Here is a 21,650-nt window from a genome sequence, read left to right on the forward strand (position 1 = left end):
GGGCTCGCGGCGTTGCGGCGGGCCGGGGGGCGGGTCGCCCGGGCCGGTGAGGGGGAGGCGCTCGTGGAGGGCGCGGACCTCGTCCTCGACGGGATCGTCGGCATCGGCGGGAAGGGCGGGCTGCGGCCGGACGCCGTGCCGTTGGCCGCTGCCGCCGGGCGGTCGCGGGGAGCCGTCGTCGCGGTCGATCTGCCGAGCGGTGTCGACGCCGACACCGGGGAGGTGCACGGGGTCGCCGTACAGGCCGACCTGACCGTGACGTTCGGGACGCACAAGCCGGGGCTCCTGATCGATCCCGCCCGGGAGTACGCGGGGTCGGTACGGCTGGTCGGCATCGGGCTGGAACTGCCCGCCGAGCCGGAGCTGGAGGCGTTGCAGCACGAGGACGTGGCCCGGCTGCTGCCGGTGCCGCGGGCGGAGAGCGACAAGTACCGGCGGGGCGTGGTCGGGATCGCCGCCGGATCGGCGCGGTATCCGGGGGCCGCTGTCCTGGCGGTGTCGGGTGCGCTGCGGGGCGGGGCCGGGGCCGTGCGGTACGTCGGGCCGGCCGGGGACGCCGTCATCGCGCGGTTTCCCGAGACGCTCGTCTCGGACCAGGGGCCGAAGCAGGCCGGCCGGGTGCAGGCGTGGGTCGTGGGGCCGGGGGCCGGGGACGACGCGGCGACGGTCGCGGAGGTGCTGGCGGCGGACGTGCCGGTGCTGATCGACGCGGACGGGCTGCGGCTGGCGGACGCCGAGGTCGTGCGGGGGCGGCGGGCGCCGACGCTGATGACGCCCCATGCGGGAGAGGCGGCGGCGCTGCTGGGTGTGGAGCGGGGGGAGGTCGAGGGCGGTCGGCTGGCGGCGGCGCGGGAGCTGGCGCGGCGGTACGGGGCGACTGTGCTGCTGAAGGGGTCCACGACGCTGGTGGCCGACTCGGCAGGCGGGGCGGTGCGGGTGAATCCGACGGGGACGGGGTGGCTGGCCACGGCCGGGAGCGGGGACGTGCTGTCCGGGCTGGGCGGGTCATTGCTGGCGGCGGGGTTGCCGGCGGTGGATGCGGGGAGTGTCGGGGCGTATCTGCACGGGCTGGCCGGGCGGCTGGCGGCGGAGGGGGCGCCGGTGGGGGCGCATGACGTGGCCGATGCGGTGCCGGAGGCTTGGCGCAACGTTCTGGGGTGAGGGGCGAGAGGGCTGCTTGCGGGTGTGGGTGCGGGTCGGTGGGGGCCGGTGTGGAGGTGGGCTCGCCCCCTCCGCCCCTTCCCGTCCCGAACCGGGGGCTGCCGCCCCCGCGCCTCCGCTTCGGCCTGAACGACCTCGTCCTCAGGCGCCGGACGGGCTGGTGAGCGGCTTACGGGGCGGATGCCGCGTTTGTCTGGGCGCGTGATCCGCAGACGTACCGCCGGGCGTGCCCTCGCCCTGCCGCTCGCCGTTGCCGCCGTGCTGCCCGTCGGTGCTGCCGGGGCCGCTTCCGTGCCACCGGCTCCCGGGCCGTCTGCCGGGCCGGTGCCCGGCGTCGCGCCGGGGCCCGCGCGGCCCTGGTCGCTCGACACGCCCGACCAGGCGCTGCCGCCCGTGGTGTACACGCCGTCCGCCGAGGAGGAGGCCGTCGAGCCGCGGAGCGCGGTGGCGGGGACGTACGCGCTGGTCGAGTACGTGCCGTTGGGGGAGGCGGTCGCGCGGGTGAGCTGTACCGCGCAGGCGGGGCCGTACCAGCGGCAGGTCGAGCGGTGGCTCGGGCGGCGGGTCGACGGGGTGCACTCGGCGGGTGACTGCCGGGCCGTCCGGGCGTTCCAGGTGCAGCAGGGGATCAGGCCGGCCAGGGGGTTCGCCGGGCCGGTCACCTGGTCGCGGATGCAGTACCTGTCGGCCCGCCGCGACCCGAACGCCGCCGGGAACTGCCCGGTGCGGTCCCATCCCGTGGCATGCGTCGGTCTCGGCCGCCGGCTGATGTCGGTGCAGAAGGGCCGGCAGATCGTGTTCGGGCGGTGCCCCCCCCGCAGCGGGCGGGTCGGGTACCGGGCCCGAGCCGGGTGGCACAAGGTCTACTGGCGGCACAAGAACCACTGGTCGACGCTGTACAACACGCCCATGCCGTACTCCCAGTTCTTCAGCGGCGGGCAGGCCTTCCACGGCGTCCACGGCTCCCTCCACACCGCCGTCGGCTCGCTGGGCTGCGTCCATCTCACCGTGGGCGACGCGCGGCGGCTGCGGGGCGTGCTGAAGAAGGGCGACCGGGTGTTCGTATGGGGGCGGCGGCCCGGGACGTAGCGGACCTGCGGCCGGAGCCCTCTGAGACACTGGGCGCGATGAGCGAGAGAACAGCCCCGACCGCGCCCCTGCGGGCCCGTGCCGAGATCGACCTGGCCGCCCTGCGGGCCAATGTGCGGGCCCTGCGCGCCCATGCGCCGGGCGCGGCCGTGATGGCCGTGGTCAAGTCCGAGGCGTACGGCCACGGGGCTGTGCCGTGCGCCCGCGCGGCCGTCGCCGCGGGGGCGAGCTGGCTGGGCACGGCGACGCCCGAGGAGGCCCTGGCCCTGCGGGCCGCCGGGCTGCCGGGCCGCATCATGTGCTGGCTGTGGACGCCCGGCGGGCCCTGGCGCGAGGCGATCGAGGCCGACCTGGACGTGTCCGTCAGCGGGATGTGGGCCCTGGCGGAGGTCGTCGGCGCGGCCAGGGAAGCCGGCCGGCCCGCCCGCGTGCAGCTCAAGGCCGACACCGGCCTCGGGCGTGGCGGTTGCCAGCCCGGGGAGGACTGGGCCGGGCTGGTCCGCGAGGCGCTGCGGGCCGAGGCGGAGGGGCTGCTGTGCGTCACGGGACTGTGGTCGCACTTCGCCTGCGCCGACGAGCCAGGGCACCCCTCCATCGCCGACCAGCTCGGCGTCTTCCGGGAGATGGTCGCGTACGCCGAGGGACAGGGCGTGCGGCCCGAGGTCCGGCACATCGCCAACTCGCCGGCCACCCTCACGCTCCCCGAGAGCCACTTCGACCTGGTCCGCACCGGCATCGCCACCTACGGCATCTCGCCCAGCCCCGAGCTGGGCACCCCGGCCGACTTCGGGCTGCGCCCGGTGATGACGCTGTCCGGCTCGCTGGCCCTGGTCAAGCACGTGCCGGGCGGGCACGGCGTCAGCTACGGCCACCGGTACGTGACGCCCGGCGCGACCACCCTCGGCCTGGTGCCGCTGGGCTACGCCGACGGCATCCCGCGGCACGCCTCCTCGGCCGGGCCGGTCCTGGTGGAGGGAAAGTGGCGCACGATCGCCGGGCGGGTCGCCATGGACCAGTTCGTGGTGGATCTGGGGGGCGACGAGCCCGCGGCCGGGGCCGAAGCGGTCCTGTTCGGGCCCGGGGACCGCGGAGAGCCCACGGCGGAGGACTGGGCCCAGGCGGCCGGAACCATCGCCTACGAGATCGTGACCCGGATCGGAACGCGTGTTCCTCGCGTCTATGTGAATGAGGAAGGGGACGGGTGACTCGCACGGGGAACCCGTCACGCGAGGAACACCAGGCACGCTGGCGACAGCAGCACCATCCGGCTCACCGGTTCACTCGACCGGGTGAGCCACCCGACCGGCACCCGGCGAAGAGGAGCGGTACGTGAGCGAGAGCAGTGCGGAGGTCGTCGCGGACGTCGCCTCCGCGGCCGTCGCGGTCTCCGCCGCGGGGGCCGCGGGGGGCTGGCGCCGGGCGACCGGTATCGCGGGCGTGGCGATAGGCGTGGTGGCCGCGGGCGCGGCCGCCGGTGTCGCCCTGGAGCGCATGACGGTCGGCCGCGGCATGCGGCAGAAGGCCCGGCTCGCCCTGGACTCCGCAGGGCCGTACGGCTCGCTGCGCGGCATGCCGGGCAAGGCGTTCGCCGACGACGGCACGGAGCTGTACTACGAGGTCGACGACCTCGACGAGGAGGCCGCTCCCGCCGCCATCGGCCCCCGCCGCCGACGGCTCTTCGGCCGCAAGTCACCCGCTCCCGTCACCGTCGTCTTCAGCCACGGCTACTGCCTCAGCCAGGACTCCTGGCACTTCCAGCGGGCCGCCCTGCGGGGCGTCGTGCGGACCGTGCACTGGGACCAGCGCAGCCACGGCCGGTCCGGGCGGGGCGTGGCCCAGACCCGGGACGGCGAGCCGGTCACCATCGAGCAGCTGGGCCGGGACCTGAAGGCCGTCATAGACGCGGCGGCGCCCGAGGGGCCGCTGGTGCTCGTCGGGCATTCCATGGGCGGCATGACCGTGATGGCCCTGGCCGACCAGTACCCGGAGCTGATCCGCGAGCGGGTCGTCGGGGTCGCCTTCGTGGGGACGTCGTCGGGGCGGCTCGGCGAGGTCAACTACGGCCTGCCCGTCGCCGGGGTCAACGCGGTGCGGCGGGTGCTGCCCGGGGTGCTGAAGGCGCTGGGGCAGCGGGCCGAGCTGGTGGAGAAGGGGCGCCGGGCGACGGCGGACCTGTTCGCCGGGATCATCAAGCGGTACTCCTTCGCGTCCCGGGACGTCGACCCGGCCGTCGCCCGGTTCGCCGAGCGGATGATCGAGAGCACGCCGATCGACGTAGTCGCCGAGTACTACCCGGCGTTCAACGACCACGACAAGACGGAGGCGCTCGCCCACTTCGCCGACCAGCCGGTCCTCGTGCTGGCCGGCGTGCAGGATCTGGTCACGCCCAGTGAGCACAGCGAGGCCATCGCCGATCTGCTCCCCGACGCCGAGCTGGTGCTGGTGCCGGACGCCGGGCACCTGGTGATGCTGGAACACCCGGAAGTGGTCACCGACCGCCTCGCCGACCTGCTCACCCGCACGGGTGCCGTGCCCGCAGGGGCTACCGTGAAGGGCTATGGAAGCACCAGCACCGCACAGCCCGGCTGAGCCCGGATCCGTCCAGATCGTCGTCACGTCCCCCGAGCAGATGCGGGAGCTGGGCCGCCGGCTCGCCAAACTGCTGCGCGCGGGCGACCTGGTGATGCTCAGCGGAGAGCTCGGGGCGGGCAAGACGACGCTGACCCGTGGGCTGGGCGAGGGGCTCGGCGTGCGCGGGGCCGTCACCTCGCCGACGTTCGTGATCGCCCGGGTGCACCCCTCGCTGGGCGACGGGCCGCCGCTGGTCCACGTCGACGCCTACCGGCTCTCCGGCGGCCTCGACGAGATGGAGGACCTCGACCTCGACGTCTCGCTGCCCGACTCCGTGGTCGTCGTGGAGTGGGGCGAGGGCAAGGTCGAGGAGCTGACGGAGGACCGGCTCCAGGTCGTCATCCACCGGGCGGTGGGCGACACGACCGACGAGGTCCGGCAGATGACCGTCACCGGTGTGGGGGAACGCTGGGCCACTGCGGATCTGAGCGTCCTCGCCGCGTGAGTCCGCGTGAGTCCGGGTGTCCCGGGGGTCCTGGTGTGCGGTCATTCGATGAACGTTCCGACAAGACGTCGGCAAGATGTTGCGTTCGGCGTCTCGTGCGTGGTCACATGGTATCCAGTCCGTAGTTAGGTGTACCTAACTTCGTCGGCCCCGGCCCTTCGGGAGGCGTCCATGTCGGCTACAGAGAGCAAGGGGCAGCCGCAGCGGTTCGCGGTCGCCGGGGTGTCCATGCGCGACCTGCTGGCGGCGGGCCGGGCGGCGGCGCTGATCTCCGCACCGCCGCGCCCTCCCGAGCCGGAACTCTGCGAGCGGACCTCCGCACACCGCGAAGCGGCCTAGGACCCGATCTTCACGACAGGTCCTAGCGGACGACCACGACCCTGCGGCCGATCGTCGCGAACGTCCACATCGCGTCGCCGTCCGCGCGGGACTCGCGGATGCCGCCCGTGCGGACCTTCGGGTCGGGGGCGGGCGCCGGGGCGGCCGACTCGTGCACGGCCGCGCTGAAGCCGATGACCACGCCGTCCACACTGGCGAAGCGCACCACGTGCTCGACCGGGACGCCGTCGGAGCCGGTGACCGCGTTCGAGCGGGACGTCACCGAGTAGGTGCCCGGGGCCGGGTCCACCGCGCTCGGTTCGACCTCGAACGTGCGGCTCACCGCCTCGTCCCCGGCGACCAGCCACACCCGGTCGCCGCGCAGCGAGTAGACGACCCGGGCACCCTTGCCGGAATCGGGGGGCAGTGCCGTGGGGTCCTGCCGCACCGGGGGCGCCTTGGTCGTACCGGGCGCCGGCGCCGCGCCCGCCTGCGCCGACCTCCCCATTCCGGGCGGCAGGGCCTCGGCGGCGTCGTGTGCGAGGTAGCCGACCGTCGCGAGGGCCGCGGCGGTGAGCCCGGCCACGATTCCCGAGCTGCTAGCTGACACCCGCGTTCACCTCACGTCGTGCATCCCTGTCGTGACGGTAGGTGACGGTAGCAGCACGTGACGACCCGGCAGGCGCGGCCGTGCCGGGCCCCGGGGAGCCGTAGGCTGTTTGCGTGCTCTTGCTCGCTCTGGATACCGCCACGCCCGCCGTCACCGTCGCGCTGCACGACGGACGCGATGTCATCGCCTCGTCGAGTCAGGTGGACGCGCGGCGCCACGGGGAACTGCTGCTGCCGGCGATCGACCGGGTGCTCGCCGAGGCCGGTCTGCGGCTCGACGCCGTCACCGGGATCGTCGCCGGGATCGGTCCCGGACCGTACACCGGGCTGCGCGTCGGCCTGATGACCGCGGACACCTTCGGCCTCGCGCTCGGCGTCCCCGTGCACGGGGTGTGCACGCTGGACGGCCTCGCCTACGCCGCCGACCTGGAGGGCCCGTTCGTCGTGGCGACCGACGCCCGCCGCAAGGAGGTCTACTGGGCCCGCTACGCCGACTCCCGCACCCGCGTCACCGACCCCGCCGTGGACCGGCCCGCCGACATCGCCGAGCAGGTCGGGGGACTGCCCGCGGTCGGCGCCGGCGCGCTGCTGTACCCGGACACCTTCCCCAAGGCGCACGAGCCGGAGCACGTGTCCGCCGCCGCCCTCGCCCGGCTCGCCGCGGAGAGACTGGCGGCCGGAGAGGAACTCCCCGCGCCCCGGCCGCTGTACCTGCGCCGCCCCGACGCCCAGGTCCCCAAGAACTACAAGGTGGTCACCCCCAAGTGACCGAACCCGTGACGTGCGCGCTGCGCGAGATGCGCTGGTGGGACATCGACGCCGTGCTGGAGCTGGAGCGGGACCTGTTCCCCGAGGACGCCTGGTCCCGGGGCATGTTCTGGTCCGAGCTGGCCCATGCGCGGGGGCCCGAGGCCAACCGGCGGTACGTGGTCGCCGAGGCCGGCTCCGGGATCGTCGGGTACGCGGGTCTGGTCGCCACGGGTGAGCAGGCCGACGTCCAGACCATCGCCGTCGCCCGCGACCTGTGGGGGACCGGCCTCGGCGGACGGCTGCTGGCCGAACTGCTGCGGGCGGCCACCACCTTCGAGTGCGCCGAGGTGATGCTGGAGTGCCGGGTCGACAACGTCCGCGCACAGAAGCTGTACGAGCGCTTCGGCTTCGAGCCCATCGGTTTCCGGCGCGGCTACTACCAGCCCGGGAACGTGGACGCCCTGGTGATGCGCCTGACCGCCCCCGAGAACTCCGTACAAGGAACCGAGATCAATGGCTGACGAACCCCTCGTACTGGGAATCGAGACCTCCTGCGACGAGACCGGCGTCGGCATCGTCCGGGGCACCACCCTGCTGGCCGACGCCGTCGCCTCCAGCGTCGACGAGCACGCCCGCTTCGGCGGCGTGGTTCCGGAGGTCGCGAGCCGCGCCCACCTGGAGGCGATGGTCCCCACCATCGACCGCGCGCTGAAGGAGGCGGGCGTCACCGCCCGCGACCTCGACGGCATCGCCGTCACCGCCGGTCCCGGCCTCGCGGGCGCCCTGCTGGTCGGCGTCTCCGCGGCCAAGGCCTACGCCTACGCCCTCGGCAAGCCCCTCTACGGCGTCAACCACCTCGCCTCGCACATCTGCGTGGACCAGCTGGAGCACGGCGCGCTGCCCGAGCCGACGATGGCCCTGCTGGTCTCCGGCGGGCACTCCTCGCTGCTGCTGTCCTCGGACATCACCTCCGACGTCCGGCCGATGGGCGCCACCATCGACGACGCGGCCGGTGAGGCCTTCGACAAGATCGCCCGTGTGCTGAACCTCGGCTTCCCCGGCGGCCCGGTCATCGACCGGTACGCGAAGGAGGGCGACCCGAACGCGATCGCCTTCCCCCGGGGCCTGACCGGCCCGCGCGACCCGGTCTACGACTTCTCCTTCTCGGGGCTGAAGACCGCCGTGGCGCGCTGGATCGAGGCCAAGCGGGCGGCGGGCGAGGAGGTGCCGGTGCGGGACGTGGCGGCCTCCTTCCAGGAGGCGGTCGTGGACGTGCTGACCCGCAAGGCCGTCCGGGCCTGCAAGGACGAGGGCGTCGACCACCTGATGATCGGCGGCGGCGTGGCGGCCAACTCACGGCTGCGCGTCCTCGCCCAGGAGCGCTGCGAGGCCGCCGGCATCCGGCTGCGCGTGCCCCGTCCCAAGCTGTGCACGGACAACGGCGCGATGGTCGCCGCCCTGGGCGCCGAGATGGTCGCCCGGAACCGGGCGGCGTCGAGCTGGGACCTGTCGGCGGACTCCTCGCTGCCGGTGACGGAGCCGCACGTCCCGGGCGACCACGACCATGTGCACGAGGTCAGCAAGGAGAACCTCTACTCGTGACGGTCGCGCTGATGTGGGAGGCCCGGGCCGTGCCCGGGCGCGGCGAGGACCTGCTCGCCTGGGCCCGCGCCCAGGAGCTGCCCCGCACGCCGCTGCGCAGGGAGACCCTGCGCGCTCCCCAGGACCGGGTCCTCGTCCTCACCTGGTGGGACGCCCCCCTCGACGCCGACCTGCCCGAACTGCCCGAACCCGACGATGAGTTGGTCACCCGGGCGGTGCATCGCTGGCGCTTCGAGTCGCTGGCCGTGGACTGACCGGACCGGTCTGCCCGAGGGCCGGGGACACCTCCGTCTCGCAGCGCAGCCGCCGGTCCGCCCCGGTCTCGCGGACCGGGCCCGTGAGCGTGAGGTGCGCCGTGTGGCGTACGTCCGTGCTGGACGCCGCCAACCGCAGTTCCAGGGCGCCCGGTTCGACCACCCTGCGGCCCGAGCCGTCCGTGAAGGACGACAGGTCCGCGTGGAAGCGGAACGTCACCCGGGCCGCCTCGCCCGGGTCCAGTTCCACCCGCTGGTAGCCGATCAGCCGTACGTCGGGGCGGGTCACCGAGGCCACCGGGTCGTGCAGGTAGAGCTGCACCACCTCCGCGCCCGTGCGCCCGCCCGTGTTCCGGACGGTCACCGACACGTCGTGGGAGCCGTCGGTGCCGAGCCCGGCCGGTTCGGTCGCCGAGCAGTCCTCCCAGGCGAACGCCGTGTACGAGCGGCCGTGGCCGAAGGCGTACAGCGGGGTCGGGTCGAGGTTGCTGACCTCGCCCGCCAGGCCCAGGGGCGGCTGGAGGTAGGTCCAGGGCTGCCCGCCGGGGACCTGCGGGACGCTGACGGGCAGGCGGCCCGAGGGGTTCACGCGGCCCGAGAGGACGCCCGCGACCGCCGGGCCTCCCTCCTCGCCCGGGAAGAACGCCTGGACGACCGCACCGAGCCGGCCGTGCCAGCGGCCCAGGGCGTAAGGGCGGCCGGTCAGCAGCACCAGCACCACGGGGACGCCGGTGGCGACCAGTGCGTCCAGCAGTTCGCCCTGGGCACCCGGCAGGCCGAGGTCCGTCGCGTCGCATCCCTCGCCCGAGGTGCCGCGGCCGAACAGGCCCGCCCGGTCGCCGAGGACCGCCACGCACACGTCCGCCTCGGCGGTGCGGGCGATGGCCTCCTCGAAGCCCCCGGTGTCCGGGTCCGTCACGTCGCAGCCCTGCGCGAACGTCACCTTGGCGTCCGGGAGTTCGGTGCGCAGGGCGTCCAGGACGGTCGGGATCTCGATGCCGGCCGGCACCTCGGGGTGGTGGGTGAGGACGTGGGACGGGAAGGAGTAGCAGCCCAGCATGGCCAGGGCGTCGGCCGCCCGGGGGCCGACCACCGCGATGCGGGTGTCGGGGGCCAGCGGGAGCAGGTCGTCGGGGTTGTCCAGCAGCACCACCGACTCCTCGGCCAGGCGGCGGGCCAGGATGCGGTTGCCCGTCGAGTCGAGGTCGACCGCCGTGCCCGGCTCGGGCGTCCAGTCCTCGTCCAGCAGGCCCAGTTCGCACTTCTGGAGCAGGACGCGCCGGGCCGCCCGGTTCACGAGCTCTTCGGGGACCGCGCCCGAGCGGACCGCCTCCAGCAGCGGGCGGCCGTAGCACTTGACGGTGGGCAGTTCGACATCGATGCCGGCGGTGAGGGCCGTGTGGGCCGCCCCGGCCGGGGTGCCGGCGACGCGGTGGAGGGTCTGGAGGAACGCGATGCCGAAGTAGTCGGCGACGACCGTGCCGCTGAAGCCCCACTCCTCGCGCAGGAGCCGTGTCAGCAGCCCCGGGTCCGCGGAGGCCGGGACGCCGTCCGTCTCGGTGTAGGCGGCCATCACCGAGCGGGCCCCGCCCTCGCGCAGGGCCATCTCGAAGGGCGGCAGGGTGACGTCGGCGAACTCGCGCACCCCGGCCCGTACCGGGGCGAGGTTGCGGGCGCCGGCCGAGGAGGCGTACCCGGCGAAGTGCTTGAGTGTGGCGACGACTCCGGCCGACTCCAGGCCCCGCACGTACGCGGTTCCGACCGTGCCGACCAGGTACGGGTCCTCGCCGATCGTCTCCTCCACGCGGCCCCAGCGCGGATCGCGTACGACGTCCAGCACGGGCGCGAGCCCCTGGTGCACGCCGACCGAGCGCAGGTCGTCGCCGATGCGGCGGGCCATCTCCTCGACCAGCGGCGGATCCCAGGTCGCGCCCCAGGCCAGCGGGACCGGGTAGGCCGTGGCCCGCCAGGCGGTGAAGCCGGCCAGGCACTCCTCGTGCGCGATCGCCGGGATGCCGAAGCGGCCCGCCCCGGCGATCCGGCGCTGGGCGCGCGCCAGGGCCTGCGCGCCGAGCGCCGGGTCCACGGGGGCGGTGCCGAAGGAGCGCGTCAGCTGGCCCAGGCCGTGGGTGATCAGCTCATCCCAGTCGTACTCGACGGTCATGTCGTGCTGGTGCGGAGCGACTCCGTCGCCGTCCGTCGCGGCGCCCACCCACACGCCGTACAGCTGGGCGGTCTTCTCCTCCAGGGTCATCCGGGAGAGCAGGTCGTCGACGCGGGCGGCGGCGGGCAGCGCGGGATCACGCCAGGGCGCGGTGGTCATGAAGCTCCTGTCGGGTGGACGGACGGCCCTCTCACGAACGTTCCTACGAATGTTTCGTTATGAACTTCGAATGTTCCGGGAACCTATGGCGGTGCGAGGACTTCGTCAAGGGGGCCGACAGGGTTACGATCGCCGCCATGACATCCCCGGAGCCGGTTGAAAGCCGGACGCAGAGCCGGACGCAGGGGCGCAGCGCGCAGACGGCGACGCTCGCCGAGATCGCCCGTGAGGCGGGCGTCTCGGCCCCGACTGTTTCGAAGGTCCTCAACGGCCGGGCCGACGTCGCCCCGGCCACCCGGTCCCGCGTCGAGGACCTGCTGCGCGCCCACGGCTACCGGCGCCGCCGTGCCGAGGCGACCCGCTCGCCCCTGCTCGACCTGGTCTTCCACGAACTGGAGAGCGCCTGGGCGATGGAGGTCATCCGGGGCGTGGAGAACGTGGCCCGGGACGCCGGGCTCAGTGTCGTGCTGTCCGAGAGCGCGGGGCGGCTCACCCCCGGGCGGACCTGGGCCGACCAGGTCGCCGCGCGCCGGCCGCACGGCGTGATCCTGGTCCTGTCCGGGCTCGACGAGTCTCAGCGGGCGCTGCTCACCAGCCGCTCCATCCCGTTCGTGGTGATGGACCCGGCCGGGGACCCCGGCGCCGACGTGCCGTCGATCGGCGCGACCAACTGGCAGGGCGGCCTGGCCGCCACCCGGCATCTGGTCGAGCTGGGCCACCGCCGGATCGGCGCGATCAGCGGCCCCTCACAGATGATGTGCAGCCGGGCCCGGATCGACGGCTACCGGGCCGCGCTGGAGACGGCCGGGCTGCCGGTGGACCCCGCCCTGATCGCGACCGGCGACTTCCACCACGAGACCGGCTACCGGCGGGGCCTGGAACTGCTGCGCCGCCCGGACCGGCCGACCGCCGTCTTCGCCGGGAACGACCTCCAGGCGCTCGGGCTCTACGAGGCCGCGCGCGAGCTGGGGCTGCGCATCCCGGAGGACCTGAGTGTGGTCGGCTTCGACGACCTGCCGGTGGCGCCCTGGGTCGGGCCGCCGCTGACGACCGTACGGCAGCCGCTGACCGAGATGGCCGAGGCGGCGGCCAAGCTGGTCCTCGCCCTCGGGCGGGACGAGGGGGCCGAGGCGGCGACCCGGGTGGAGCTGGCGACGAGCCTGGTGGTGCGCAGCAGCACGACGGGGCCGACGGAATAGCGGGTCTGTATGGACGGGTGTTCCGGACACCTCCACATTGCGCCGAAGCCAATCGGTTACACCACCGAAACTTTCGGCGACACCCCCCGGTGAAGCGGCGCCGGGTCGAGCCGGGCCGGGGCGGCTACGGCTGGACCGGGTCCGACGGACCGTGGACGTCGCCGAGATGCACGGCCGGCTGATGCGCGGGCACACGGCCGGTGCCGGACAGTTGCGCCGACACGCCGTACAACGGCTCCGCACCGGAGGGCGGTTCGGCGACGTTCGGGTTCAACGGCCCGTGGCGCGGGGGCAATCCGGTGCCGGTGGTGCCACCGGGGTGGCTCCGGGACCTGAAATCTGAGAATTTCCGAAGAAAAGACTCCCTGAGCTCCCTGCCCGTAATAATTCGGACTTATGTTCCTGCCCGTGACGGGACGCGACGGGGACGAGGACACGGACGTGGGCCGGCGGTCGAGAGCGCTGAAGATCGCCGGCCTCGCCCTGGCGGGGACGCTGGTGCTGGGCGCCGGGGCGGCGGGCTGGGCCTACTGGCATCTCAACGACAACATCACCGGCGTCGACATCGACAACGCGCTGGGCGACGACCGGCCGCCGAAGCCGGTGAGCAGCCCGGCGCCCTCGGCCCCGGCCCTGCCCAGCGAGGCCCTCAACATCCTGGTCCTCGGCTCGGACTCGCGCAGCGGCGAGGAGAACCGCAGGCTCGGCGGCGGCGACAGCTCCGGTGCCCGCTCGGACACGGCGATGGTCGTCCATCTCGACGCCGGGCGGACCAGCGCGACGGTGGTGAGCATCCCGCGCGACACCCTGGTCACCCGCCCGTCCTGCCCGCGCCCGTCCGGCGGGTCGACGGCGGTGGCCCACCACTCCATGTTCAACAGCGCGTACGAGGTGGGCGGTCCGGTCTGCGCGGTCAAGACGGTCGAGGAGATGACGGACGTCCGCATGGACCACTACCTCGAAATCGACTTCTCCGGCTTCGCCAGGCTGGTAGACGCGCTGGGCGGGGTCACCGTCACCACGGACGAGGACATCGCCGACGAGGACAGTCACTTGCGGCTGAAGGCGGGCACCCACCACCTGGACGGCACTCAGGCCCTCGGCCTCGCCCGCACCCGGCACGGCATAGGCGACGGCAGCGACCTGGGCCGCATAGGGCTCCAGCAGAAGCTGGTGAAGGCCCTGCTGGAGCAGATCGCCTCCCAGGACCTGCTCACCGACCCGGCGAGGCTGTACCGCGTCGCGGACGCCGTGACGGCGGGCCTCACCACCGACACCGGCCTGGACTCCCTCGCCGAACTGACCCGGCTCGGACAGAGCCTGCAGGGCCTCCCGGCGAGTGGGGTGCGGACGGTGATGATGCCGGTGGTGCGGGCGCCGTCGGATCCAAACCGGGTGGTGGCGAAGGAGCCGGAGGCGGGGAGGCTGTGGGAGTCGCTGCGCTGACCTGCCGGAACGTGCCCCGGAAAAAATCTCCGAGGAAATTCCGGCGAGCATGTCGATCCGTCCTTCTCCCGATCGACGCAAGGGTGAGAGCGGGGAGGAGCCCTGCTTCCGAAGCCCCCGAGGAGTCACCGTGCCGCGCTTTCTCACCCTGATCCGCGTCGACGAGAAGAACGCCCCCGCCGAGGGCCCGAGCCCCGAGCTCATGGAGCGGATGGGCAAGCTGCTGGAGGAGATCACCAAGGCCGGGGTCATGCTCGACACGGCCGGGCTCACGCCGACCTCGGACGGCAGCCGGGTGACCTGGGAGGGCGGGCAGCTCTCCGTCACCGACGGGCCGTTCACCGAGTCCAAGGAGGTCATCGGCGGCTACTCGATCAGCCAGTGCAAGGACAAGGCCGAGGCGATCGAGTGGACCAAGCGGTTCCTGTCCCTGCACGAGGACTACTGGACGATCACCGCGGAGGTCCGGCAGATCGCCGAGGACTGACCGGTTCCGCTTGGCCGGGCGGCACCATGGGTGTCTGATGGTGGGCTGTGACCTCGCAGCCCACCCCGGACGCGCAGCCCACCCCGGACTCGCAGCCGACCTCACCCCAGGCCGAGCGTGCCGTCGGGGCCATCGAGACCGTCTTCCGGATGGAGTCGCCCCGGATCATCGCCGGGGTCACCCGAGTCGTCCGGGACGTCGGGATCGCGGAGGAACTCGCGCAGGACGCGCTGGTGGCGGCGCTGGAGCAGTGGCCGCGGGACGGGGTGCCCGACAACCCGGGCGCCTGGCTCATGGCCACCGCCCGCCACCGCGCCGTGGACCTGGTCCGGCGCCGGGAGAACTACGCCCGCAAGCTGGCGGAGATCGGCCGGGCCCTGCCCGACGCGGCGGCCCCGCCGGAGGAGCCCGCCGATCCCGACGACATCGACGACGACCTGCTCCGCCTGGTCTTCACCGCCTGCCACCCGGTCCTGTCCACCGAGGCCCGTACCGCCCTGACCCTGCGCCTGCTCGGCGGTCTCACCACGGCCGAGATCGCCCGCGCGTTCCTCGTTCCGGAGCCGACGGTCGCGCAGCGCATCGTCCGCGCCAAACGCACCCTGGCGACGAAGAACGTCGCCTTCGAGGTGCCGCACGGCCCCGACCGCGAGGCCCGCCTCGGCTCGGTCCTCGACGTCATCTACCTGATCTTCAACGAGGGGTACGCCGCCACGGCCGGCGACGACTGGCTCCGCCCGTCCCTGTGCGAGGACGCCCTGCGCCTGGCCCGGGTGCTCACGGCCCTGATGCCGAAGGAACCCGAGGTGCACGGCCTGACCGCGCTCCTGGAGCTCCAGGCGTCCCGTACGGCGGCCCGCACCGGCCCCTCCGGCGAGCCGGTCCTGCTCAAGGACCAGAACCGCTCCCGCTGGAACCGCATGCTCATCGCCCGCGGTTTCGCCGCACTGAGCCGGGCCGAGGCCGCCTGTGGCGGTGCCCCGGGCCCGTACCTGCTCCAGGCGGCCATCGCCGCCTGCCACGCGCACGCGTACAGCTACGAGGAGACCGACTGGTCCCGCATCGCCACCCTCTACGGCCTCCTCGCCGCCCGCTCCCCGTCCCCGGTCGTGGAGCTGAACCGCGCGGTGGCCGTCTCGATGGCGCAGGGCCCGGCCGAGGCCCTCGCCCTCGTCGACGCCCTGGCCGGCGACCCCGCCCTGCGGGAGTACCACCTGCTGCCCAGCGTCCGCGGCGATCTGCTCGCCCGCCTCGGCCGTACGCCGGAGGCCCGGGCCGAGTTCGGGCGGGCGGCCTCCCTGACCCGCAACGAACGCGAGCGGGAGCTTCTGCTGCGCCGGGCCGCGGAACAGCCGTGACGGTCAGGCCGGGTGCCCGATGAGCATCGCCGGCGCCCCCGCCACCCGGGTCAGGAACACCGTCGCCGCGTGCGGGCCCTGCGGCTTGACCTTCCTGCGGAGCTCCTCCGGCTCGACCGCCGAGCCCCGCTTCTTCACCGTCAGCGTGCCGACCCGCCGCTCCCGCAGCAGCGCCTTCAGCTTCTTGACGTTGAAGGGCAGATGGTCGGTGATCTCGTAGGCCGTGGCGTACGGGGTCGGGTGCAGGGCGTCGGCCGTGACGTACGCGATCGTCGCGTCGAGCAGCCCGCCGCCGACCCGGTCGGCCACCTCGGCGACCAGGTGGGCCCGGATGACGGCGCCGTCGGGCTCGTAGAGGTAGCGGCCGGGCGGGCGGACCGCGGGGTCGGGCAGGCCGCGGGAGAGCAGGGTGCGGGGCCCGGGCAGCAGGGTCGCCCGGACCGCCCCCGGCTCGGTGCCGAACCACAGCACCGCCTCCTTGACGTCCCCGCCGTCGGAGATCCACTCGGCCTCGGCGTCCTCGGGGACCGCCTCGTGCGGGATGCCGGGGGCGATCTTCAGCGCGGCGGCCCGAGGGGCCCGGCGGGCGGCGGACACGGCCCAGGACAGGGGCGGTGAGTAGGCCTCGGGGTCGAAGATCCGGCCACGGCCGCCCCGCCGGGCGGGGTCGACGAACACGGCGTCGAAACCGGCCGTGTCCACGTCCGTGACATCCGCCTCGCGGACCTCGACGAGGCCGGCCAGGCCCAGCGCGTCGGCGTTCGCCCGGGCCGCGGCGGCCGTCTGCGGGTCCCGGTCCACGGCCAGCACCCGGATCCCGGCGCGGGCCAGCGCGATCGCGTCCCCGCCGATGCCGCAGCACAGGTCGGCGACCGAGGTGATGCCCAGGTCCGCCATCCGACGGGCCCGGTAGGCCGCCACGCTCGCCCGGGTCGACTGCTCGACCCCGTTCGGCGTGAAGAACATCCGGCCCGCGTCCTCGGCCCCGAACTTCACCACCGCCCGCTGCCGCAGCCGTGCCTGTCCGAGCGCCGCCGACACCAGCTCGGCGGGGTGCTCGCGGCGCAGCCGGGTCGCGACGGCCAGCTCCTGCGCGGGGTCGGTGTCCCGCACCTCGTCGAGGAGGGCGCGGCCTTCGGGGGTGAGGAGGGGGGCGAGGTCGTTCACCGGATCATTGTCGGCCACGGCGGCGGGCCGGAGGCGTGTGGGCCAGTCGGTGGATGACGGGGCACGGGCCGCGGTGTCGGACCGGGATCGGCGGGAGGGGCTGCGAGGATCCGGCACCATGCGAGCAGTCGTACAAAATGACAAAAGCCGGGCAGGGGGGCGTGCGCCCGCACGCGTACGGATCGGCCTCGCCGTGCTCGTGCTCGCCGCCATCGCCTCCGGCTGCGCGCAGGACGGCGGCGACCAGGTCACCCCGGCCGGCGGCCAGCAGCCCCTCGACGCGCCCCCGGCCCGCGCGCTCGACTCGTACGCAGGCAAGCTGCGCGCCGCGCACGCCGCCCGGGTCGCCGCCGCGCACCGCTGGGACCTGCGCAGGACCCCCCTCGCCGCCCCGCCGCCCCCGGCGAAGAAGCCAAGGATCAGGACCCGCGAGGGCTTCGAGGTGAACGGCCACCGGAGGTCGAACCTCCCGCCCGTCTTCACCACGGTCCCCACCCGGGACAAGGTCGTCTTCCTCACCATCGACGACGGCGCCGAGAAGGACCGGGCGTTCCTGCGGATGATGCGCGACCTGGACGTCCCGTACACCGCCTTCCTCAGCGGCTACCTGGTCAAGGACGACACCCGCTACTTCCGGAAGATGCAGTCCCAGGGCGTGGTCCTGAACAACCACACCCTCCACCACCCCAGCCTGCGGGGCCTGTCGTACCGGGCGCAGAAGCGCGAGATCTGCGGCATGCAGCGCTACCTGAAGAAGCAGTTCGGCACACGCCCCGACCTCTTCCGCCCGCCGTTCGGCAGCTACGACCGGGCGACCCTGCGCGCCGCCAAGGCCTGCGGGATCGCGTACGTGCCCCTGTGGAACCAGGAGGTCTTCGCCGACCACTGGGAGTACCGCGAGGGGGACCGCAAGCTGCGCCCGGGGGACATCGTCCTCACGCACTTCCGGGGCCCCGGCGAGTGGAAGGGCACGATGGCCGACATGGTCCGCCGCTTCCTGGACAAGGTCACGGCCCAGGGGTTCGCGGTGGGGCGGCTGGAGGACTACCTGTGAGGCGGCCGGCCGCCGCCGTGCTGTGCGCGGCCCTGCTGGCTGGCTGCACCGGGGCCGCGGGGGAGCGGCCGGGCCCCGCCGACGGCCGCGCGCAGGACCCGGCACGCGCGGCGGACGACAGCCGCCGACTGCCCCCCGTCGTGGACCACGTCCCCACCCGCGACCCGGTCGTCTTCCTCACCTACGACGACGGCGCCGAACGCGACCCCCGCTTCGTCGGCCTCGTCCGCGAACGGCGGCTCCCGGTCAGCATGTTCCTCACGGACAGCGTCGTGGGACCCGGCTACGGCCACTTCGCCCGGCTGCGCGCGGTCGGCGCGTCCATCCAGAACCACACCCTCGACCACCCCGCCCTGCGCGGCCTGCCCTACGCCGGGCAGCGCGCCGAGATCTGCGGCCAGCAGCACAAGCTCCACTCCCGCTTCGGCATCAGCCCCCGCCTCTTCCGCCCGCCCTACGGCACCTACGACACGACGACCCTGCGTGCCGCCGCCGACTGCGGCATCACGGCCGTCGTCCTGTGGCGCGCGTCCCTGGACGGCCACGGCGAACTGACCTACACCCGGGGCGAGCCCGCCCTGCGCGCCGGGGACATCGTCTCGGTGCCGTCCGGCGAGACCGGGTCCCTGACCCTCACGGAACGCACCGAGCGTCTGCTGCGGGAGATCGGTGAACGGGGGCTGCGGGTGGGGCGGCTGGAGGACCACCTGGAGGACCACCTGGAGAGAACACCCGGCCGACGCGCCGCGGGCAATTAGCAGTCCGCTTGACCGAGTGCTAATCGCAGTCATAGTCTCGGCTCTGGCACTCCCCCTAGGAGAGTGCCAACACAGCGACGGGCAGGTCCGGCACCCGCGACGACGGATCCACCTGGTCGCCACCTCAGACAGTTAACCCCGTGAGATCTCCGAAGGGGGAGGTCGGATCGTGACGACCACCAGCTCCAAGGTTGCCATCAAGCCGCTCGAGGACCGCATCGTGGTCCAGCCGCTCGACGCCGAGCAGACCACCGCCTCTGGCCTGGTCATCCCGGACACCGCCAAGGAGAAGCCCCAGGAGGGCGTCGTCCTGGCCGTGGGCCCGGGCCGCTTCGAGGACGGCAACCGTCTTCCGCTCGACGTCTCCGTCGGCGACGTCGTGCTCTACAGCAAGTACGGCGGCACCGAGGTGAAGTACAACGGCGAGGAGTACCTCGTCCTCTCGGCCCGCGACGTGCTCGCGATCGTCGAGAAGTAATTCACCCCAAGCACATTGCTTTGAACTGCGCCCCTGGCCCCCGCGATCGCTATTGAGCCGGGCGCCCGGGGCGCAGTGCCGTTACCCCTGATTCCGGAAGAGGGCTCACGCTCCCATGGCGAAGATCCTGAAGTTCGACGAGGACGCCCGTCGCGCCCTCGAGCGCGGCGTCAACAAGCTTGCCGACACGGTCAAGGTGACGATCGGCCCCAAGGGCCGCAACGTCGTCATCGACAAGAAGTTCGGCGCTCCCACCATCACCAACGACGGTGTGACCATCGCCCGCGAGGTCGAGGTCGAGGACCCGTACGAGAACCTCGGTGCCCAGCTGGTCAAGGAGGTGGCGACCAAGACCAACGACATCGCGGGTGACGGTACGACCACCGCGACCGTGCTCGCCCAGGCGCTCGTGCGCGAGGGCCTGAAGAACGTCGCCGCCGGTGCCTCCCCGGCCGCCCTGAAGAAGGGCATCGACGCCGCCGTCGCCGCCGTTTCCGAGGACCTGCTCGCCACGGCCCGCCCGATCGACGAGAAGTCCGACATCGCCGCCGTCGCCGCGCTGTCCGCCCAGGACCAGCAGGTCGGCGAGCTCATCGCCGAGGCGATGGACAAGGTCGGCAAGGACGGTGTCATCACCGTCGAGGAGTCCAACACCTTCGGTCTGGAGCTGGACTTCACCGAGGGCATGGCCTTCGACAAGGGCTACCTGTCGCCGTACTTCGTGACGGACCAGGAGCGCATGGAAGCCGTCCTGGACGACCCGTACATCCTCATCACGCAGGGCAAGATCTCCGCCATCGCGGACCTCCTGCCGCTGCTGGAGAAGGTCATCCAGTCCAATGCCTCCAAGCCGCTGCTGATCATCGCCGAGGACGTCGAGGGCGAGGCCCTGTCCACCCTCGTCGTGAACAAGATCCGCGGCACCTTCAACGCCGTCGCCGTGAAGGCCCCCGGCTTCGGCGACCGCCGCAAGGCGATGCTGCAGGACCTCGCGGTCCTCACCGGCGCCACGGTCGTCTCCGAGGAGGTCGGCCTCAAGCTCGACCAGGTCGGTCTCGACGTCCTCGGCTCCGCCCGCCGCATCACCGTCACCAAGGACGACACCACGGTCGTCGACGGCGCCGGCAACAAGGACGACGTGCAGGGCCGCGTCGCCCAGATCAAGGCCGAGATCGAGTCCACCGACTCCGACTGGGACCGCGAGAAGCTCCAGGAGCGCCTCGCGAAGCTGGCCGGCGGCGTGTGCGTCATCCGCGTGGGTGCCGCCACCGAGGTCGAGCTCAAGGAGCGCAAGCACCGTCTGGAGGACGCCATCTCCGCGACCCGCGCCGCGGTCGAGGAGGGCATCGTCTCCGGTGGTGGCTCCGCGCTGGTCCACGCCGTCAAGGTCCTGGAGGACAACCTCGGCAAGACCGGCGACGAGGCCACGGGTGTCGCGGTCGTCCGCCGCGCCGCCGTCGAGCCGCTGCGCTGGATCGCCGAGAACGCCGGCCTGGAGGGCTACGTCATCACCTCCAAGGTCGCCGAGCTCGACAAGGGCCAGGGCTTCAACGCCGCCACCGGCGAGTACGGCGACCTGGTCAAGGCCGGCGTCATCGACCCGGTGAAGGTCACCCGCTCCGCCTTGGAGAACGCCGCCTCCATCGCCTCCCTCCTCCTCACGACCGAGACCCTGGTCGTCGAGAAGAAGGAAGAGGAGGAGCCGGCCGCCGCGGGCCACGGCCACGGCCACGCCCACTGAGGCACCGACCTCGTAGCAGAAGCCCCCGTTCCGCCCAGGCGGAACGGGGGCTTCTCCCGTAGGCCCTGCCGGTCACAGCTCCAGCGGGTCGAGCACCCCGAGCTGCTGCATCAGCCCCAGCCGGTCGTACTGCCACCAGCCCTCGGCGATCTTCCCGTCCGGTGTGCAGCGGTGCACGGTCGTCCCCGTCATGGTGACTTCCTGCCCGGTCGGCGGGATCCCGAGGAACTCGCCCGTGTGACGCCCGTGGAAGGTCCACCGGGTGCACACCCGGTCGCCCTGCGCCATCTGGTCCTCGATCGTGAACGAGAAGTCGAACCCGCCCCGCCACACCTCCACCTCGCGCCGCACCGCGTCCAGCCCGATGACGTCCTGCACATTGGCCGGATCGTGGTCGTGGTAGTCCTCGATGAACACGTCGTTGAACGGCGGCGCGTCCCCCGGGCCCGGCGCGAGCTCGAAGAACCTGCGCGCGGTGGCCGCGTACAGCTGCTCGTCCCGCACCACGTCCAGGTCCGTGAAGATCGGTGTCTCCTCGCAGAGCGCCACCATGTCCTGGAAGATCCGGTCGGTCTCCGGCAGCCCGGAGTTCCGCATCGCCTCCTCGTACGACGGGAACTCCACGATCTCCACGATGTGCGACGCGTCGGCCCGGTCCCTCGCCACCACACTGTGCGACGCGGTCCGCTTGCCCTTGGTCTGCTCGACCCACCGGTCCATCAGCCGGTTCATCTCGTCGAGCCGGCTGGTCCTGCATTCGATGAGCTGTACGAAGGTCAT

The 21,650-nt window shown here is 73.3% G+C and carries 22 protein-coding genes and 1 pseudogene; 19 read left to right on the plus strand and 4 right to left on the minus strand.

Going from position 1 to position 21,650, the window contains the following annotated elements; genetic code table 11:
- From GTY56_RS35820 to GTY56_RS40190, 7 genes and pseudogenes are all read left to right on the plus strand, one after another.
- Positions 1-1,161 (plus strand): NAD(P)H-hydrate dehydratase (locus GTY56_RS35820; protein WP_161369449.1); only part of this gene is annotated, 1,161 nt, incomplete at its 5' end.
- Positions 1,137-1,321 (plus strand): annotated as a pseudogene (locus GTY56_RS41700) (hypothetical protein); the annotation flags it as partial. The gene GTY56_RS35820 and the pseudogene GTY56_RS41700, both read left to right, overlap by 25 nt.
- 20 nt (positions 1,322-1,341) lie before the next feature.
- Entirely contained in the window at positions 1,342-2,250 is a 909-nt protein-coding gene (locus GTY56_RS35825; RefSeq protein WP_161369450.1) for a L,D-transpeptidase, read from the plus strand.
- A gap of 38 nt (positions 2,251-2,288) precedes the next feature.
- A complete protein-coding gene (gene alr, locus GTY56_RS35830; protein WP_161369451.1) occupies positions 2,289-3,455 on the plus strand; it encodes an alanine racemase in 1,167 nt (388 codons plus the stop codon).
- 124 nt (positions 3,456-3,579) lie between these two features.
- A complete protein-coding gene (locus GTY56_RS35835; RefSeq protein ID WP_161369452.1) occupies positions 3,580-4,839 on the plus strand; it encodes an alpha/beta fold hydrolase in 1,260 nt (419 codons plus the stop codon).
- Positions 4,808-5,326 carry a tRNA (adenosine(37)-N6)-threonylcarbamoyltransferase complex ATPase subunit type 1 TsaE gene (gene tsaE, locus GTY56_RS35840; RefSeq protein ID WP_161369453.1) on the plus strand — a complete coding sequence of 173 codons (519 nt, stop codon included), beginning with the start codon at positions 4,808-4,810 and terminating at the stop codon, positions 5,324-5,326. The genes GTY56_RS35835 and tsaE overlap by 32 nt, the downstream gene beginning before the upstream one ends.
- A 171-nt stretch (positions 5,327-5,497) precedes the next feature.
- Complete coding sequence (locus GTY56_RS40190) at positions 5,498-5,665, plus strand: hypothetical protein (protein ID WP_202511191.1); 168 nt, start codon at positions 5,498-5,500, stop codon at positions 5,663-5,665.
- A gap of 22 nt (positions 5,666-5,687) precedes the next feature.
- Here the strand turns inward: GTY56_RS40190 and GTY56_RS35845 are convergent, their stop codons facing one another.
- Complete coding sequence (locus tag GTY56_RS35845; protein ID WP_161369454.1) at positions 5,688-6,254, minus strand: hypothetical protein; 567 nt, start codon at positions 6,252-6,254, stop codon at positions 5,688-5,690.
- Between the two features lie 113 nt (positions 6,255-6,367).
- Between GTY56_RS35845 and tsaB the strand changes: the two genes are divergently transcribed.
- The 4 genes from tsaB to GTY56_RS35865 are packed head-to-tail and all read left to right on the plus strand — an operon-like array spanning position 6,368 to position 8,859.
- Complete coding sequence (gene tsaB, locus GTY56_RS35850) at positions 6,368-7,021, plus strand: tRNA (adenosine(37)-N6)-threonylcarbamoyltransferase complex dimerization subunit type 1 TsaB (protein ID WP_161369455.1); 654 nt, start codon at positions 6,368-6,370, stop codon at positions 7,019-7,021.
- Positions 7,018-7,524, plus strand: coding sequence for a ribosomal protein S18-alanine N-acetyltransferase (gene rimI / locus GTY56_RS35855; RefSeq protein ID WP_161369456.1), 507 nt, complete (start codon positions 7,018-7,020; stop codon positions 7,522-7,524). Before tsaB ends, rimI begins: the two co-directional genes overlap by 4 nt.
- The gene (tsaD, locus tag GTY56_RS35860) at positions 7,517-8,605 is read left to right on the plus strand and encodes a tRNA (adenosine(37)-N6)-threonylcarbamoyltransferase complex transferase subunit TsaD (RefSeq protein ID WP_062928612.1); all 1,089 of its coding nucleotides are present in this window, start codon (positions 7,517-7,519) and stop codon (positions 8,603-8,605) included. Before rimI ends, tsaD begins: the two co-directional genes overlap by 8 nt.
- Complete coding sequence (locus tag GTY56_RS35865; RefSeq protein WP_161369457.1) at positions 8,602-8,859, plus strand: hypothetical protein; 258 nt, start codon at positions 8,602-8,604, stop codon at positions 8,857-8,859. Before tsaD ends, GTY56_RS35865 begins: the two co-directional genes overlap by 4 nt.
- Here GTY56_RS35865 and GTY56_RS35870 read toward each other — a convergent pair.
- Positions 8,810-11,182, minus strand: coding sequence for a beta-xylosidase/alpha-l-arabinosidase (locus GTY56_RS35870; protein WP_237525184.1), 2,373 nt, complete (start codon positions 11,180-11,182; stop codon positions 8,810-8,812). The genes GTY56_RS35865 and GTY56_RS35870 overlap by 50 nt on opposite strands.
- Positions 11,183-11,319: 137 nt before the next feature.
- Here GTY56_RS35870 and GTY56_RS35875 point away from each other — a divergent pair, with 137 nt between their 5' ends.
- From GTY56_RS35875 to GTY56_RS35890, 4 genes are all read left to right on the plus strand, one after another.
- The gene (locus tag GTY56_RS35875; protein ID WP_161369458.1) at positions 11,320-12,381 is read left to right on the plus strand and encodes a LacI family DNA-binding transcriptional regulator; all 1,062 of its coding nucleotides are present in this window, start codon (positions 11,320-11,322) and stop codon (positions 12,379-12,381) included.
- Positions 12,382-12,777: 396 nt separating this feature from the next.
- On the plus strand, positions 12,778-13,827 hold the full coding sequence (locus GTY56_RS35880) for an LCP family protein (RefSeq protein WP_161369459.1): 1,050 nt from the start codon (positions 12,778-12,780) through the stop codon (positions 13,825-13,827).
- A gap of 130 nt (positions 13,828-13,957) precedes the next feature.
- The gene (locus tag GTY56_RS35885; protein ID WP_161369460.1) at positions 13,958-14,314 is read left to right on the plus strand and encodes a YciI family protein; all 357 of its coding nucleotides are present in this window, start codon (positions 13,958-13,960) and stop codon (positions 14,312-14,314) included.
- Positions 14,315-14,361: 47 nt separating this feature from the next.
- The gene (locus GTY56_RS35890) at positions 14,362-15,672 is read left to right on the plus strand and encodes an RNA polymerase sigma factor (protein ID WP_524540180.1); all 1,311 of its coding nucleotides are present in this window, start codon (positions 14,362-14,364) and stop codon (positions 15,670-15,672) included.
- Positions 15,673-15,675: 3 nt separating this feature from the next.
- Here the strand turns inward: GTY56_RS35890 and GTY56_RS35895 are convergent, their stop codons facing one another.
- Positions 15,676-16,839: a THUMP-like domain-containing protein gene (locus tag GTY56_RS35895; RefSeq protein WP_161369461.1), complete on the minus strand. Its 1,164-nt coding sequence runs from the start codon at positions 16,837-16,839 to the stop codon at positions 15,676-15,678.
- Positions 16,840-16,957: 118 nt separating this feature from the next.
- Here GTY56_RS35895 and GTY56_RS35900 point away from each other — a divergent pair, with 118 nt between their 5' ends.
- The 4 genes from GTY56_RS35900 (at position 16,958) to groL (ending at position 20,870) form a co-directional block, all read left to right on the plus strand.
- Positions 16,958-17,893, plus strand: a complete 936-nt coding sequence (locus tag GTY56_RS35900) for a polysaccharide deacetylase family protein (RefSeq protein ID WP_161369462.1) — start codon at positions 16,958-16,960, stop codon at positions 17,891-17,893.
- Positions 17,890-18,651 carry a polysaccharide deacetylase family protein gene (locus tag GTY56_RS35905; protein ID WP_161369463.1) on the plus strand — a complete coding sequence of 254 codons (762 nt, stop codon included), beginning with the start codon at positions 17,890-17,892 and terminating at the stop codon, positions 18,649-18,651. Before GTY56_RS35900 ends, GTY56_RS35905 begins: the two co-directional genes overlap by 4 nt.
- 169 nt (positions 18,652-18,820) lie before the next feature.
- The gene (gene groES / locus GTY56_RS35910) at positions 18,821-19,129 is read left to right on the plus strand and encodes a co-chaperone GroES (protein ID WP_003974211.1); all 309 of its coding nucleotides are present in this window, start codon (positions 18,821-18,823) and stop codon (positions 19,127-19,129) included.
- Positions 19,130-19,244: 115 nt separating this feature from the next.
- On the plus strand, positions 19,245-20,870 hold the full coding sequence (gene groL, locus GTY56_RS35915; RefSeq protein ID WP_161369464.1) for a chaperonin GroEL: 1,626 nt from the start codon (positions 19,245-19,247) through the stop codon (positions 20,868-20,870).
- A 72-nt stretch (positions 20,871-20,942) separates the two neighbouring features.
- Here the strand turns inward: groL and GTY56_RS35920 are convergent, their stop codons facing one another.
- Positions 20,943-21,650: an ester cyclase gene (locus GTY56_RS35920; RefSeq protein ID WP_161369465.1), complete on the minus strand. Its 708-nt coding sequence runs from the start codon at positions 21,648-21,650 to the stop codon at positions 20,943-20,945.

Source organism: Streptomyces sp. SID5643 (assembly GCF_009872555.1).
Lineage (GTDB): Bacteria > Actinomycetota > Actinomycetes > Streptomycetales > Streptomycetaceae > Streptomyces > Streptomyces iakyrus.